The sequence below is a fragment of the Streptomyces viridifaciens genome (genome assembly GCF_001888885.2).
Classification (GTDB): domain Bacteria; phylum Actinomycetota; class Actinomycetes; order Streptomycetales; family Streptomycetaceae; genus Kitasatospora; species Kitasatospora aureofaciens.
This window is the reverse complement of sequence record NZ_CP090840.1, coordinates 880,871-894,683: the sequence shown is the minus strand read 5'-3', so window position 1 is coordinate 894,683 and position 13,813 is coordinate 880,871. Positions and strand designations below refer to the sequence as shown.

General features: G+C 71.2%; 15 protein-coding genes. 6 read left to right on the top strand and 9 right to left on the bottom strand.

Features of this window, described 5'->3' with window-relative positions:
• Nucleotides 1-356 precede the first annotated feature (356 nt).
• Both BOQ63_RS04100 and BOQ63_RS04095 read left to right on the top strand, forming a co-directional pair.
• Complete coding sequence (locus tag BOQ63_RS04100; protein WP_072653404.1) at nt 357-1,901, top strand: DNA primase family protein; 1,545 nt, start codon at nt 357-359, stop codon at nt 1,899-1,901.
• A gap of 217 nt (nt 1,902-2,118) precedes the next feature.
• Nucleotides 2,119-2,499, top strand: a complete 381-nt coding sequence (locus BOQ63_RS04095; protein WP_030555728.1) for a DUF6009 family protein — start codon at nt 2,119-2,121, stop codon at nt 2,497-2,499.
• 170 nt (nt 2,500-2,669) lie between these two features.
• Here the strand turns inward: BOQ63_RS04095 and rfbB are convergent, their stop codons facing one another.
• Nucleotides 2,670-3,692, bottom strand: coding sequence for a dTDP-glucose 4,6-dehydratase (gene rfbB / locus BOQ63_RS04090; protein WP_072653403.1), 1,023 nt, complete (start codon nt 3,690-3,692; stop codon nt 2,670-2,672).
• A gap of 317 nt (nt 3,693-4,009) precedes the next feature.
• On the opposite strand from rfbB, the gene BOQ63_RS04085 reads away from it, so the two are divergent.
• Nucleotides 4,010-4,792, top strand: coding sequence for a type IV toxin-antitoxin system AbiEi family antitoxin domain-containing protein (locus BOQ63_RS04085; protein WP_454130591.1), 783 nt, complete (start codon nt 4,010-4,012; stop codon nt 4,790-4,792).
• A gap of 210 nt (nt 4,793-5,002) precedes the next feature.
• Here BOQ63_RS04085 and BOQ63_RS04080 read toward each other — a convergent pair whose 3' ends face one another.
• The 3 genes from BOQ63_RS04080 to BOQ63_RS04070 form a co-directional block, all read right to left on the bottom strand.
• Nucleotides 5,003-5,137 carry a hypothetical protein gene (locus BOQ63_RS04080; protein WP_267885574.1) on the bottom strand — a complete coding sequence of 45 codons (135 nt, stop codon included), beginning with the start codon at nt 5,135-5,137 and terminating at the stop codon, nt 5,003-5,005.
• 93 nt (nt 5,138-5,230) lie between these two features.
• Nucleotides 5,231-6,409 (bottom strand): GDSL-type esterase/lipase family protein, encoded by a 1,179-nt coding sequence (locus BOQ63_RS04075; RefSeq protein ID WP_030555721.1) that lies wholly within the window; start codon nt 6,407-6,409, stop codon nt 5,231-5,233.
• 4 nt (nt 6,410-6,413) lie between these two features.
• Nucleotides 6,414-7,010 (bottom strand): TetR/AcrR family transcriptional regulator, encoded by a 597-nt coding sequence (locus BOQ63_RS04070; protein ID WP_030555719.1) that lies wholly within the window; start codon nt 7,008-7,010, stop codon nt 6,414-6,416.
• 122 nt (nt 7,011-7,132) lie between these two features.
• Here BOQ63_RS04070 and BOQ63_RS04065 point away from each other — a divergent pair, with 122 nt between their 5' ends.
• Nucleotides 7,133-7,519, top strand: a complete 387-nt coding sequence (locus tag BOQ63_RS04065) for a hypothetical protein (RefSeq protein ID WP_072653401.1) — start codon at nt 7,133-7,135, stop codon at nt 7,517-7,519.
• A gap of 229 nt (nt 7,520-7,748) precedes the next feature.
• Here BOQ63_RS04065 and BOQ63_RS04060 read toward each other — a convergent pair whose 3' ends face one another.
• The gene (locus BOQ63_RS04060; RefSeq protein WP_030555715.1) at nt 7,749-8,318 is read right to left on the bottom strand and encodes a helix-turn-helix domain-containing protein; all 570 of its coding nucleotides are present in this window, start codon (nt 8,316-8,318) and stop codon (nt 7,749-7,751) included.
• 42 nt (nt 8,319-8,360) lie between these two features.
• Here BOQ63_RS04060 and BOQ63_RS04055 point away from each other — a divergent pair, with 42 nt between their 5' ends.
• Entirely contained in the window at nt 8,361-9,614 is a 1,254-nt protein-coding gene (locus BOQ63_RS04055) for an alpha/beta hydrolase family protein (protein ID WP_107488415.1), read from the top strand.
• A gap of 234 nt (nt 9,615-9,848) precedes the next feature.
• Here the strand turns inward: BOQ63_RS04055 and BOQ63_RS04050 are convergent, their stop codons facing one another.
• Entirely contained in the window at nt 9,849-10,055 is a 207-nt protein-coding gene (locus tag BOQ63_RS04050; protein WP_030555711.1) for a hypothetical protein, read from the bottom strand.
• Nucleotides 10,056-10,964: 909 nt separating this feature from the next.
• Here BOQ63_RS04050 and BOQ63_RS04045 point away from each other — a divergent pair.
• A complete protein-coding gene (locus BOQ63_RS04045) occupies nt 10,965-11,246 on the top strand; it encodes a helix-turn-helix domain-containing protein (RefSeq protein WP_078657083.1) in 282 nt (93 codons plus the stop codon).
• Nucleotides 11,247-11,478: 232 nt separating this feature from the next.
• Here BOQ63_RS04045 and BOQ63_RS04040 read toward each other — a convergent pair whose 3' ends face one another.
• From BOQ63_RS04040 to BOQ63_RS04030, 3 genes are all read right to left on the bottom strand, one after another.
• Entirely contained in the window at nt 11,479-11,940 is a 462-nt protein-coding gene (locus BOQ63_RS04040) for a hypothetical protein (protein WP_465398251.1), read from the bottom strand.
• Nucleotides 11,941-12,318: 378 nt separating this feature from the next.
• Nucleotides 12,319-12,780: a hypothetical protein gene (locus tag BOQ63_RS04035; protein ID WP_030555703.1), complete on the bottom strand. Its 462-nt coding sequence runs from the start codon at nt 12,778-12,780 to the stop codon at nt 12,319-12,321.
• Between the two features lie 299 nt (nt 12,781-13,079).
• Nucleotides 13,080-13,745: a phytanoyl-CoA dioxygenase family protein gene (locus BOQ63_RS04030; RefSeq protein WP_030555701.1), complete on the bottom strand. Its 666-nt coding sequence runs from the start codon at nt 13,743-13,745 to the stop codon at nt 13,080-13,082.
• Nucleotides 13,746-13,813: the final 68 nt, after the last annotated feature.

Genomic DNA, 13,813 nt, shown 5'->3' with positions numbered 1-13,813 from the left:
TGCGGCCGGCGTCCCGGGAACTGCCCGTGCACCCTCTCGCCCGTGCCCCGGACGACCCGGCGGAGCACGCCGTCCGGCCGGGGCGCGGCCCGACGCATCCTCAGCCCCCTTCTGGACGAGGTGCGGGGCTGCGCCCACGCGCCGTCGGGACCCGCCCTCAGCGACAGGCTCAACCGGGCGGCCTCGACCGGCGGCGGCCTCGCCGCCGCGGGCCACATCGCCCTGCCCGCGTGCGCCACCCTCCTCCCCGGGGCCGCGTACGCGGGACGCCCCACGCAACCGCGCCGTGACCAACTCGTCATCGACTCCGCGCTCCGCGCAGGCAGCCACCGCCCTATCCACCCCGGGGGACGCTCATGAGCAGCGAAGCAAGCACCGGCTTCGACGCGCACGCCGCCGCGGAGCAGCTCGCGGTCTTCGCCGCCGAACCCCGCCCGACCGCCAAGCTGCCCGCCCAGCAGGTCTCCGCTCCCTCGGCTGGGAGCCGGCCCGACGACTTCGTCCAGTCCGGCCTGCTGGTCAACCTCACCGACCGGGGCAACGCCAAGCTCTTCGCCCACCTGCACAACCACCGCTTCCGCCATGTCGAGGGCCTCGGCTGGTACGTGTGGGACGAGTACCGGTGGAAGCGCACAGGAGGCGAGAACGCCGCGATCTGGGCGGCCGGTGACATGGCCGAGGAGATGCCGCTCCACGACCCCAGGGGCCACTTCACCGACCGTGAACTCGTCCAGCACCGCAAGCGGGCCATGTCGACGTCCGGGGTCAAGGCGATGCTCGCCCAGGCGAAGGCCTCACCCGAACTGGCCCTGGACCCCGACGCCCTCGACGGTGACAAGTACGCCCTGTGCACCCCCGCCGGCGTCGTCGACCTTCGCACGGGCGAACTCCACAAGCCCGATCCGCTCAGGGACCTCCACTCACGTGCGACCTACCTCGCGCCCGAGCCCAGTCCCGCGCCCCGCTTCGCCCGGTTCCTGACGGAGACCTTCGGCGACGACGACAAGGGCAGGGAGATGATCAACTTCGTTCACCTCCTGCTCGGCTACTCGATCACCGGCGACGTCGGCGGCCAGGTCCTGCCCTTCCTCTACGGCATCGGCGCCAACGGCAAGTCCGCCCTCATGGACATCGTCATCAAGATCCTCGGTGACTACGCCGACGTGGCACCGCCCGGCTTCCTGATGGAGCGGGGCAGGTTCAACGAGCACTCCACCGAGCTGACCGAGCTCCACGGCCGCCGTCTGTTCGTCTGCAGCGAGCTCAAGCCGCACGACAAGTTCGACGAGGCCCGCGTCAAGCTCCTCACCGGTGGCGACCGCCTCAAGGCACGCCGTATGCGGCAGGACTACTTCAGCTTCGAGCCCACCCACAAGCTGTGGCTGCTCGGCAACCATCGCCCCGAGGTCGGGACCGGCGGCCACGCCTTCTGGCGCCGCATCCGCCTGATCCCGTTCGACAAGGTCGTCCCGGACCACCGCAAGATCGACAACCTTGCCGAGGAACTCGTCAACCACGAGGGGGCCGGCATCCTCCACTGGATGATCCAGGGCGCGATGTCCTACCTCCGGACCAAGCCCCCCCTCGACGGACCCGCCGTCGTGCGCACCGCGACCCAGGCCTACGCCACCACCGAGGACCACATCGGGCGCTTTCTCGCCGAATGCTGCACCGCCGGGGAGGGTTCCGAGGAACCCCGCGACCTCAAGGTCGAACAAGGCGCGCTCTACCGCGCCTACAGCAACTGGTGCCAAGATGACGAAGGGCTCCGGCCCGCGACCACCCGCGCCTTCGCAATGCGCATCCGTGCCGAGGTCGGCATTTCCTCACCCAGCGAGATGCTTCGTTCCAACGGCGCCAAGTTCTATCCCGGTCTCGCCCTGCTCGCCGACGAACACTGATGAGAGCACGGGGCGATGGGACCGTTCCCGGTGTTGGACCGGCTCGGTACCACTGTCCGGAACCCCACCAGCCACCACCTACCATGCGACCACAGCGAATGAGCCAGGCACGGGCCGTCACCCGGCGCACCGTCACAGCGCGCGCGTGCCGCTCGGTAGCGTGGGCAGGAAGTTCGACGAGCACGGCGTGCACCGAAACCGAGGAGGGGCGAAAGCCATGAGCTCGCTACTGCAAGCAAGTGACATCACCCACGAGGACAAGGTGGTGTGGCTGGAAGATCCCGCTGAACTCGACTACGTACGCCAGGCCCTCGACAAGACCCCGCGCCGGCGGGGCAAGCCCCGCTACTACCGGGACGGCCGCATGGTCGGGTTCGCCGAACTCTGCGACACCGCGGAAGCCGACCCCGACAGCGGTCTGCAGAAACGCCGGGTGTTCTACCTGCTGCCGCACGACCGCGACGCGGAGCCCGACGGCCTCTACCGCGCCGGAGCCCCCGGCGAAGCCGTGGACCCCCGCACGATCGAGCCGCGGCACGTGGGCATGAAGACCGAGCGCTCGCAGCAGGGATCCGCCGCCGCGCGTACCACCGCCTGATTCGGGGATCCGGTCCCTCTGGTCCCTGAACGGCTCGGGTGGAGTACGAAGCAGTCGTTCTCGGCCGGGGTCTTCACGGGATCACCGGGAGTCCGGGCGCGGCCCCGGCACGCCGTCGGCCGGGTACGCGGTCCCCGTACGGGCCGGCGCGGAGGCCTGGCGCAGGGCGCTCACACGGCGCCCGCCCCGTCGGCGAAGGCCCTGGGCCCGCCCGCGTCCCCGGCGCCGCCCTCCAGGAGCGGCTTCCACCAGTCGGGGCGGTCGCGGTACCAGCCGACCGTCTCGGCCAGGCCCCGCTCGAACGGCACCTGGGGCGCGTACCCCAGCTGCGCACGGATCTTGGAGTCGTCGAGCGCGTACCGCAGGTCGTGCCCCTTGCGGTCGGCGACGTGCCGGACCATCTCCGGACCCGCCCCGCACAGCTCCAGCAGCCGCTGCGTGACCTCCCGGTTGGTCAGTTCGTTCCCGCCGCCCACGTTGTAGACCTCACCGGCCCGGCCCGAGGTCAGCACCAGTTGCACGGCCCGGCAGTGGTCGTCGACGTGCAGCCACTCGCGGACGTTGGCGCCCTGCCCGTACAGCGGCACCGGCCGCCCCTCGAACAGGTTCGTCACGAACCGGGGGATGAGCTTCTTCACGTGCTGGTACGGCCCGTAGTTGTTGGAGCAGCGCGTGATGGACACGTCCATCCCGTGGGTGCGCCAGTAGCTGCGCGCCATCAGGTCCGACCCCGCCTTGGACGCGGCGTACGGCGAGTTGGGGGCCAGCGGCCAGTCCTCCGTCCACGAGCCCGTGGCGATCGACCCGTACACCTCGTCGGTGGAGACGTGCACCACCCGCTCCACGCCGCTGGCCAGGCATGCCTCCAGCAGGCTCTGCGTCCCGCCGACATTGGTCGTCGTGAAGGCGGCGGCCCCGGCGATGGACCGGTCCACATGGGACTCGGCCGCGAAGTGCACCACCGCGTCGTGGCCCGGCAGCAGCTCGCGCAGCAGGGCGGTGTCGCACACGTCGCCCCGTACGAAGTCCAGCCGGGAGTGTGCGGCGGGCAGGTTGGCCCGGTTGCCCGCGTAGGTGAGCTTGTCCACCACCGTCACCCGGGCGTCCTCGTAGCCCGCGTAGCCGCCGGCCAGCAGGGTGCGCACGTAGTGCGACCCGATGAAACCGGCCGCACCGGTCACCAGCAGCCTCACACCGCCACCTCCACCCGGGCGTCGTCGCCCACCAGCAGCCGGTGGCGCGAGCGGCCGGAACTGACTGCGGCGCCCCGGCCGATCACCCCGGACAGGACCAGCGCTTTCATCGAGCCTTCTCCTCAGACGGTTTGCCGACTCGCCGGGCGGCGTTGCGAGGTTTGCCCCGTTCACCGCCCGGAGGCCGGTCAGGGGTTCGGAAGCGGCCCGGCCCGGGCCGCGCGGGTCGGCGCGGTTTCTTGTCGGCAGACACGGGAACAGGGTAGAGATCGCACAGTCCCAGCGACAGATCGCGTGGGCGGATGAGACGAGGAACCGTGGCAGAAAGCCGTTTCAGTGAGACCATCGCCCAGCTGGAGGCGGAGCTTCCCGGTATCGAGGCGCGGCGGCGGCGCCTGGAGGACGAGCTGACCGCTGCCGTGGCGCGCGAGAACGCCGTACGCGGCGCCATCCAGAGCCTGCAGGCCCTGGCCGGACTGCCGGCCTCGCAGGACATCACGCCGGTGGGCAGTATCCGGGCGGAGGCGGACGCCATCGTCGGGGACCGGCCGGAGCAGCTCGCGGCCGAAGTCGGGGCGGCGCTGGACCTGGGCCGGGAGTCGGCCGAGAAGGCCACCACGGGCACGGACACGGCCACGAAGACGGCGAAGAAGACCACCGCCAAGAAGGCTGCACCCGCGAAGAAGGCCACAGCGAAGAAGGCCACAGCGAAGAAGGCCACAGCGAAGAAGGCGGCACCCGCGAAGAAGACCGCGGCGAAGAAGACCACCGACGGCGCGCGGCCGCGCACCAGGGCGAAGAAGGAGGCCGCAGCCACGGGCACCGGGCCGGTGCGGACCGGCGCCGAACCGGCCACCGGGAAGAGCGAGACGACTGCGCCCGCGCCCAGGCGGCGAACCACCGGTGCCACCTCCGACAGCGTCCTGAGCGTGCTGGCCGACGCCCAGGGACCGGTGCGCGCCCGGGAAGTGACCGCCCGGCTGGGGATCGAGGAGTCGGCGGACAACGTGAACGCGGTGCGCACCATGCTGGAGCGCCTGGCCAAATCCGGCCGGGCGCAGCGCCCGGGCCGTGGCCTGTACGCGAAACTGGACAGCTGACCCGCGGGCCGGCCCTGCCGAGGGCCAGTTCGCGAATCTGAGAGGCCGGGAGGCCGCCACCTGGGGGTGGCGGCCTCCTGTGCCTTCTCGGGGCCTCGGCTGCCCGGGTTCCGGGAGCAACGGGCGGGCCCCGTCGCTGGTCGGAGACCCCGTACAAGCGGTCTGCCCAAGCGTTCGGTCACTGCCTCTGTCGGAGCCGGCGCAGGGTGTTCAGTAGACGTCCGCGAGGCGGCACGGCTCCTGGACGGACGGGCAAAGCTCGGCGCTGCGGTCGAGCACCGCCAGGTCCGCCAGGGTGGCGGCAGGGCGGGGCTGCGGCGGCGGGTTCTTGGCCAGCTGGTCCACGATCCCGTCCGCCCTCTACCCGGTGAGGGACCGCGCCGCCTGAGCGCGGCCACCGTGGCGCTGTCGGTTGCACGCCCGGCACACGTCATCCGGTCAGCCGGTCGTGATGGCGAAAGGCCCGTGGTTCGCGAAGACGCGCTCGGCGAAGTTCTCGCTGATGCGGCGGTGTCCTTCGGGACCGGGGTGAATCGCGTCCGGCAGGGGGAACTCGTCGTGGTCGCTCTCGCCGTAGAGGTCGAGCCCGTCGAGGTAGTGGAGGTCGGGGTCCTCGACGGACCGCTGCTCGACGATGTCGGCCAGGACCTCGCGGACGATCGTGAGCGTCAGCCGTCCGGCTGCGGTCTCGGCCGGATCACCGGTGGCCCTGAACTTCAGGGTTCCACTGGAGAGGTCCGGCATGAGAGGTCCGGGGGTGTTCTCGTGGGTCGGGCACAAGATGGGGGAGACCAGGAGCAAGGGGGTTGTGGGGTGACCCTCGCGGATGGTGTCGAGGAAGCCGTGGATGGCGGGGGCGAAGGCGCGCAGGCGCATGGCGTCGCTGTTGACGATGTTGATGCCGAGCTTGAGGCTGATCAGATCTGCGGGGGTGTCGCGCATCGCGCGGGCGATGAACGGGTCGACCAGTGCGCTGCCGCCGAAGCCGAGGTTGATCAGCTCCACATCGCCTGCGGAGGCGGCCAGGGCGGGCCAGATGGTGCTGGGGAAGACGGCGTTGGATCCGTGGCTGATGGAGCTGCCGTGGTGCAGCCACACCCGGCGCCCCTTGTCCGGGGCAGGCTCGACGGGGGCGTCGGTGCGCAGGGCGATGACCTCGGTGATCTCCGCGTGCGGGAGCCAGATCTCGATGTCCTTCTCGCCCGGGGGAAGGTCGGTGAAGTGGGCGGTGCCTGCGGGGCCCGGGGTGAAGTCCGCAGTCTGGGTCTGCATGTCGGTGATGGTGCGCAGGTTCCCGCCGTCCACGGTGGCCTGGGCGGTGAGGCGGCCGTCGACCAGGAGGTCGTAGATGCCGTCCGGCGGGGGCGGGAAGCCCCGGTAGACGCGTTTGGTGGGCAGGGTGTCCAGGCGGATGGTGGTGGCGTTGGTACGGAAGACCAGCCGGACACCGGAGGGCTGGGCCTCGGCCACGGCCAGCCGGTCGTCGGGAATCCGGCGGCGCGCCCACGCAGGCAGCCGGTGCGGCAGCAGGCCGTGGGCGGTCTCTTCCACGTCGAGGTGCCCGCGCAGGAAGTCGGCAGTGATGGGGGTGGTGATCAGGTTCTGTTCGGTGCTCATCGCCTCAAGCCTTTTGATCCTCGGTCGGGGCGGCCGGTTGGGACCGGCTCCGCAGTGCGGTGTCGAGGCAGTCCAGGGTCCAGGCCCAGGACTGCTCAGCGGCTACGTCCGTGTGGTCGAAAGCGCCGGCCGCCTCCAGGGAGGCATAGCCGTGGAAGACGCTGCCCAGCATGCGGACCGCGTGCGTCTGGGCCGGCTCGGCCAGGTCGTAGCCGCGCAGGATCGCCCGTGTCATCTGTGCATGCCGGACGCCGGCGCTGGCCGCGGCAGTCTGCGGGTCGAGCCGGTACCGCGCTGCTTCGTACCGGCCGGGGTGCGCCCGGGCGTAGTCCCGGTAGGCGTTCGCGAAGGCTGTCAGGGCGTCCCTGCCCGCGCGCCCGGCCACGGCGTCGGCGACCCGGTCGGCGAGTTCCTCCAGTGCGAACAGCGCGATCCGGGTCTTGAGCTCGTGGGAGTTCTTCACATGCGCGTACAGGCTCGCCGGCTTGACGTCGAAACGCCGGGCGAGCGCGGACAGGCTCACCTGGCCGAAACCGGCCTCATCGGCGAGTTCCGCGCCGGCGAGCGTCAGCCGTTCCGGATTCAGTCCTGCCCGAACCAAAACCATCACCCACTCTCAGTATGCCTATGGCCAGTGTGTATCTACCTATGACCTATAGGCAAATACTGTACTCGTTAAGGTTGGTCGCCGGGTGTCGTACCGCACTCCTTGCGGAGTGCGAGGTGGAAGCCGCCCTGGCCGCGGCAGCCGATGCGCCGGGCGGTGTCCTGCTGCGGCAACGCCGGCTGTCCATGGGCGCGATGCTGGTACCTGAGACCCAGGGCTGGGACCAGGACGCCTTCGACAACCTCGGCGCCGCCATCAACAGCGGCTTTCCCGAGGTCGTCGGCCCGGCCCAGCTCGTCCAGGCGCTGATGGCCTACCGCATCGGCGACCGGGACCTCGCGGAGTTCTGCCACCGCGAGGCGGCCCACGGCGCGGTGCCTCACGCCGCCGCGCAGGCCGCCTTCCACCTCGGCGACATGCTCCGGGCCCGCGGGGACGTGGCGGGAGCCCGGGCGCAGTTCGCCGCCGCGGCCCGCTCCGGCGACCCGGAGTCCCGCAGGTGAAGGCCGCTGCCGAGGCCGGTCTCGCCCGGATCCGCAGCGACCGCAGGTGACGGCCGTCCCGTCTGCCCGGGGGCGATGGGGGCGGTCCCGGTCGCTCGGGTCGCTGCTCCTGGGCGACGTCGTCGGGGGATCCTGTCGGCGGCCGGTTCGGACTCGGGTTCCCTGCCGCTGCCGGTCGGCGGGGAGTCGTCCGGCTGCGGATGTCACAACCGCGTAGTCGTCGACGGAGTCAGGGTCCGGTGCCGGTGGCCGGTCGCCCGGCCGGCTGCTGCGGGGCTTCGACCGGGAAGTGGATCGGACTGAGCAGGTACTGCGCCCGCTCGGGGCCGGGCGAGTTGGCCAGTCTCGGCACGATGGCCGTACGTAGCTCGCCGATCAGCTCCGCCAGTTCCGCCGGGCTGAGCCAGAGGGCGTGCTGTCGGTAGCCCACCTGGTCGGCCACCGGGTCCGCCTCCTCGCGGTCGAGGTAGGCGTTGAACTCGGCCAGCAGCGCGGTCATCGCGGTGGCGAACGCCTGCCGATGGTCCTCGGGGGTGAGCGTGCGGACGACTCCGGCGCCGACGGCGGCCCGGTCCTGGCACAGCCGGTAGTGCCGTTCCACCGCCCCGCGCACCCGGTGCTCCTCGGCCACCTCCAGGATCCCGCCGTTCACCAGCAGATCGATGTGCCGGTAGACGGTGGCCTTGGAGGCTTCCGGGATGCGCGCGCACAGCTGAGCGGTGGTCAGCAGCCGTCCGCCACCCATCGCATGCACGATCCGCAGCCGGATGGGGTGGGCGAGCAGCTTCAGCGAGTCCATATTCAAATCTTCTCACAACTGCTACCGTTCTCAACTATGAGAATGAATGGGGACGGGGCTCTGGAGGTGGCGCGCCGTTTCGCCGCGCTGCTGCTGGACGAGCACTTCGACCAGACCGTGGAACTCTTCGCGCCCCCGCTGCGGGCCGCGGTCTCCTCCGAAGCGCTCCGGCTGGCATGGGCGGCCGAGGCCGCCGCGCGCGGCGGGATCCGGGCGGTCCAGGAGCCGGAGGTCGAGGCCGGTGAAACCGACCTGCTCCGCGTGCGCATCGCGATCACCTGCGCCGACGGAAGCTTCACCGTGGTCACATCAGTCGGCGACGACGGCCGGCTGCACGGACTGCGACTCGACCCGCACGGAGGCGCCGCGTGGCAGCCTCCGCACTACACGCAGCAGGACCTGTTCACCGAACGGGACGTCCTGCTCGGCACCGGGCCGTTCGCCGTGCCCGGCACGCTCACCCTCCCCCAGGGCCCAGGACCGTGGCCCGCCGCGGTCCTGCTCGCCGGCGGCGGACCGTTCGACCGGGACGAGACCAGCGGCCCGAACAAACCGCTCAAGGACCTCGCCTGGGGCCTCGCCTGCCGCCAGGTGGCCGTGCTGCGCTTCGACAAACCGACCTTCGCACACCCGGACCGCCTGCCCGCCGACTTCACCATGGCCGACGAGTACCTGCCACCCGCGCTCGCCGCCCTCCACCTGCTGCGGCACCACCCCGACATAGACCCCGACCGGATCCATCTGCTCGGGCACAGCATGGGCGGCAAGGCGGCGCCCCGGATCGCCGCCGCCGATCCGTCGATCGCGGGCCTCGTCCTCCTCGCCGCGGACGCGCAGCCGATGCACCAGGCCGCCGTCCGGGTCGCCCGCCACCTCGCGGCCCTCACCCCCGGCCCGAGCACTGACCAGGCGGTGGCCGCGCTCACCCGCAAGGCCGAGCTGGTGGCAGCACCGGAACTCACCCCCGACACACCCCCGGAACTTCTGCCCCTGGGCTTCTCCGCCGCCTACTGGCTCGACCTGCGCGCCTACGACCCGCTGGCCACGGCGGCCGCACTGACCCACCCGATGCTGATCCTGCAGGGCGGGCGGGACTACCAAGTCACCGTCACCGACGACCTGGCGCTCTGGCAACAGGCCCTGGCACACCGGCACGGAGTGAGGATCCGGATCCACCAGGACCTCAACCACCTCTTCTTCCCGGGCGACGGCGCTCCCACCCCAGCCGACTACAGCAAGCCAGGACATGTCGCTCTCGCAGTGGTGGACGAGATCGCGGCCTGGCTGGCGCCGTGATAGGAGAAGGCGGCGCCCCGCCTGGCCGCCGTCACCATGCCTCACACGTCCCATCGAGCCGGGTGGCCGCCGATTGGGGGGATCTTCGTGGGGGAGTGGGCGCCGACGTTCTTCTGCACGGGTCCGGCGCTGTCGCAGTACGAGCGGACGGGGGAGGGTGCTGCCGCCGGACGATCCCCGGCGGCCGTGAACGACGCAGCTGGACCAGATCACGCCGGAACCGGGCCCGGCGGTTCAGGCGGGCTGTTGCGGGGGGCGAGCCGGACGCTCGGCGTGGATGAGGGCGTCGCGAAGGGCGTAGAGGTCGGCGATGCCGGCCACTTCCGCGAAGCGGGCGAGGAGCCGGCGGACGGTGCGGTCGTCCCCGTCGTGCACGGCCTCGGTGATCGCCTCGATCAGGTCCGCCTGCCCGTCCCGGACCGCCTCCGGTGCCACGGGCACGGGGTGTCCCACTGTCGCCTCCCTGCGCGGTGCCGCTCGTCTCTTCGGGGGCGCGGCGGCGGCTCGGGGGGTGCCGCCGCCGCGCAGCGGGAGACTACCTCACTCGCGGGTGCCGCAAAATCTATGCGCGCCGGAGTAGACATTGCTCGCGGGCGGGTCTAACGTTTTTGTCGTAGACAGCAGTCGGCGATACCGGCCAGACACGAACTGGCCGGGGTTGTTGGACAGAAGTTCGCGGTTCGGTCCGGCAGTGGAGTTCCGAAGCCAGGCAGGTGCAGGACGGCGACGGGGCTGGCTGCCGGACCGGGCGGCCCGCAGGTATCAGGGGCCGCCACCAGCGGTACCAGCAGTACGCAGTTCAGTGAGTGAGGTATCGGCAGTCGCAAGAGAGGCAGGACCTCGGCAAAGGCGCCATGACTGCGGCGCGCGTGCCGAGGGGTCCGGGCAGGTTCCGGGCCACCGCAGGTGCAGGACGACCGGCGGGGCCGGCTGCCGGACCGGGTGGGCCCTCACGGCCACCGATCAGCAGTACGCAGTTCAGCAGGTGCAGTACCAGCAGTACGAAAAGTGACAGTTCAGTACAGAGGATGAACGGAGGGCGCAAGCGCCATCAGGATCGCCCGGCCCGTGAACACTCGCCCGGGCGGACACCGCAGACCCCAACGCAAGGACGGTGGTTTCCGGTCACGCATACGCGATCCCCGTACCCCCCTCTCCCGGGGCAGTGCGGAAGTTGAAGGACCGGCCCAGGCCGGTAGATGGTGTTGTTCCCCTTCGGGGCCCCGGAGCCGACACGGCCCCGGGGCCCCTCGACGCGTTCTCCCCGAGAACCAGAGAGGTGCAGTGACTACAACGGCCAGCCCCGACACACCCGACAAACTCGACGACGACGACTACCCCGCCTACACCATGGGCCGCGCCGCCGAGATGACCGGCACCACCCCCGGCTTCCTACGCGCCCTCGGCGAACACCGCCTCATCACCCCTCTGCGCTCCGACGGCGGCCACCGCCGCTACTCCCGCTACCAACTGCGGATCGCCATGCGCGCCCGCGACCTCGTCGACCAGGGCACGCCCATCGAAGCCGCCTGCCGCATCGTCGTCCTCGAGGACCAACTCGAGGAAGCCCTGCGCCTCAACGAACAACTCCGCCGCTCCCGGCACGGCCAGGAACCGCCCTCGGACACCTGACCACCAATCGGCACGCGCCCGCCGGACCCGGGACGCACACCCCCGGGCCATCACCGGCGGGCGCCGCCATGTCGTCGTCCATCCGAGCGGATCCAGAGAAGTCGCACCCCGGGCCGGCCTGTGTCCTACCTGCAGGGGCTATGTCACTGACCGGCCATTTCCCCAGGTGAGAGCGATTCACAGACCAGCTGCATCACCTGGGGCAGGCGGTCCGGCCGGACGTCGCCCCGTCTCACCGAAGTGTCCGACCATCGCGGTCGCCCACCTCGGCGACCGCGTCCTGTTGCGATGTCAGCAGCTCCGGTGCGCTCCTCGCCACCCGCTGCTCCACCTCCCGCCGACCCCAGGGGGGCAGCCGGGCCAGCACATCGCGCTCGACCGCGCCGCGGGCGATCCAGATCCCCGCGAGCGACTCGGCGCAGAGCGCGACGAGTGTCTCGTCCTCCTGCGCATCACTGGCGATCTCGGTCAGGGCAGCCGTCACCTCGTCGCTGGGGAAGTCCTCCAGGTCCGAGGCCGCGTCGTACCGCTCGTGCATCTGGACGCCCCCGGGAGCTGTGCCGCGCAGGATCCCGATCAGCAGAGCTTCCCGCTCCCCCGGCTGATAGGTGCGTCGAGCCGCCCGCTGCGCCGGCTCGCGCCGGGGCTGCTGAGGACCGGACTTGCCGGTCTTACCAATCGAAAAGATCTTCACCACCCTTCACCGCACTCTCGCCGACTCCACTGCCGATGACGCCGCCGACCAGGCCGCCGACCACGCCCCGACCGGTTCGCCGACCATACCCCCGGCGGGCCACCGGCCGGGCCACCCGCGTCACGTGCAGCGGTTCGAGGTCGGCGAGGCGGGCCTGGACGCCTTGCTCCAGGGCGTGGGCGTACTCACCGTGTTCGGCCTAGATGGGGAAGCCCTCCGGTGATCGCGCTGTGGGTCTGCCCCTCGCGGCCGCCTGTGCTGCGTCAGTCGGCTGGGGTCGCAGCCGACGGTGACCTCTTTCGCGCCGCGCCCGTGCCGCGAGGCGAGGGCCGAGCCCGGGTCGTTGCCGGCTCCCGGGCTCGGCCGCCGCGAGGCGTGTCAGCAGTTCACCGGCAGTTCCAGGGTGACCGGGACCGGACCTCGGTAGGCGCTCGACACCGCGAAGGAGGCGTGCAGGACCGAGCCGCACGGCACCGTGGCAACGATGCCGTCCACCCGCACCGTGCTGACCGTGAACACGGTGCGTCCGGACACCGCGCCGAGCGATCCCCCACCGACGGTCTCCGCCGACAGCCCGGTGATCAGTTCCTGCGGTGCCGGCGGCCACGGCGTCCCCGGCGAGGGCGGCCCCGCCAGCCCGATCTGGCCGTACACCACGACGCGGTCGCCGGTCACCTCCGCGCACACCTTGGTGGACAGGCCGGCCTGTTGGCCGGACCAGCCGCAGGTGGTTGTGGTGGCGGCAGGGGGCTGCGGCGCGTCAGCGAGCGCCGGAACGGGGGTGGCAAGGAGCGCGGCGGCACCGGTCGCGGCGGCCGCGATACGCGAGACGGGGTTCATGGGCTTCTTCCTTCGAGAGCTGGGATGCGTTCGCGAACTTTCACGGTGTGGCACATGTGATATTTCATTCGCGCCACGACCAGAACTTTGGCATACGTTTCGAAGGGGTGGTGCCGATTTTGCCTTGGAACTCATAGTCATGTCCGAAACAAGGCCTTCGATGACGCGTTCCCACCTGGACGGGCGAACACCCGTCGAGCCGCGGGCGTCGCCTCGTTGAACCCGGGGTGTACTGCCTCCGCGCCGTCGGCACCGATCCGCCGCTCTTCTTCGGCCTCCCGTACCGACTGGCCTTCCGGTCAGGCTTCCCAGGCACTCAGGTCGATGCCCGGGTAGCGCAGGCCGACGGCGCGCAGGGTGCCGGGCGTCCAGTACGGGCGGTGCGGCGGTGGGAAGCCGAGTGCCTGCAGCTGGGCGGGGGAGGACCGTGCCAACCATGCGACCCACTCGGGCCGCTTCCCCCGGAACGGCCAGGCGTGGTAGCCGACCCACTCCGCCTGTGCCGTGCGGAAGGCTGTGTTGAGCACGAAGCGGGCCGCGCCCGGGCGGGAGATGTCGACGGCCCGGTGGTAGGTGCGGGCCTCGAAGAGGAGCAGCGAGCCGGCCGGCCCGACCGTGCTCTGCTCCAGCGCGTACAGCTTCGGGCGCCGGGCGCGGTCGAGGTCGGCCTCGTCGTAGGCGAGCCCGCTGGTGTGCTGACGGCTCACCACCCGGGTGGCACTGTCGTCGTCCACGTCGTTGAGGCAGACGAAGGCGTTGACCTGGTGGAAGGCCGGGTCCTCGGACGGCACCAGCAGGCTCTGGTTGCGGGAGTCCAGGTGCAGGCGCTGGTCGTAGGTGTGCGGGCCGCCGTACTTGGCCCACAGGCACGCCTGGTAGATCCGCACGTCCGGGGTGCGGAGGACCGCGCCCACTGCGGACAGGAGCTTTTGGTCCAGCTGGCGACGGACCTCATCGACCACCACGAGTGGGCCATGGCGAGGGGCTCCTCCACCAACGGGCAGTCCTGGTCCGTCTACATGGACCAGTCGAG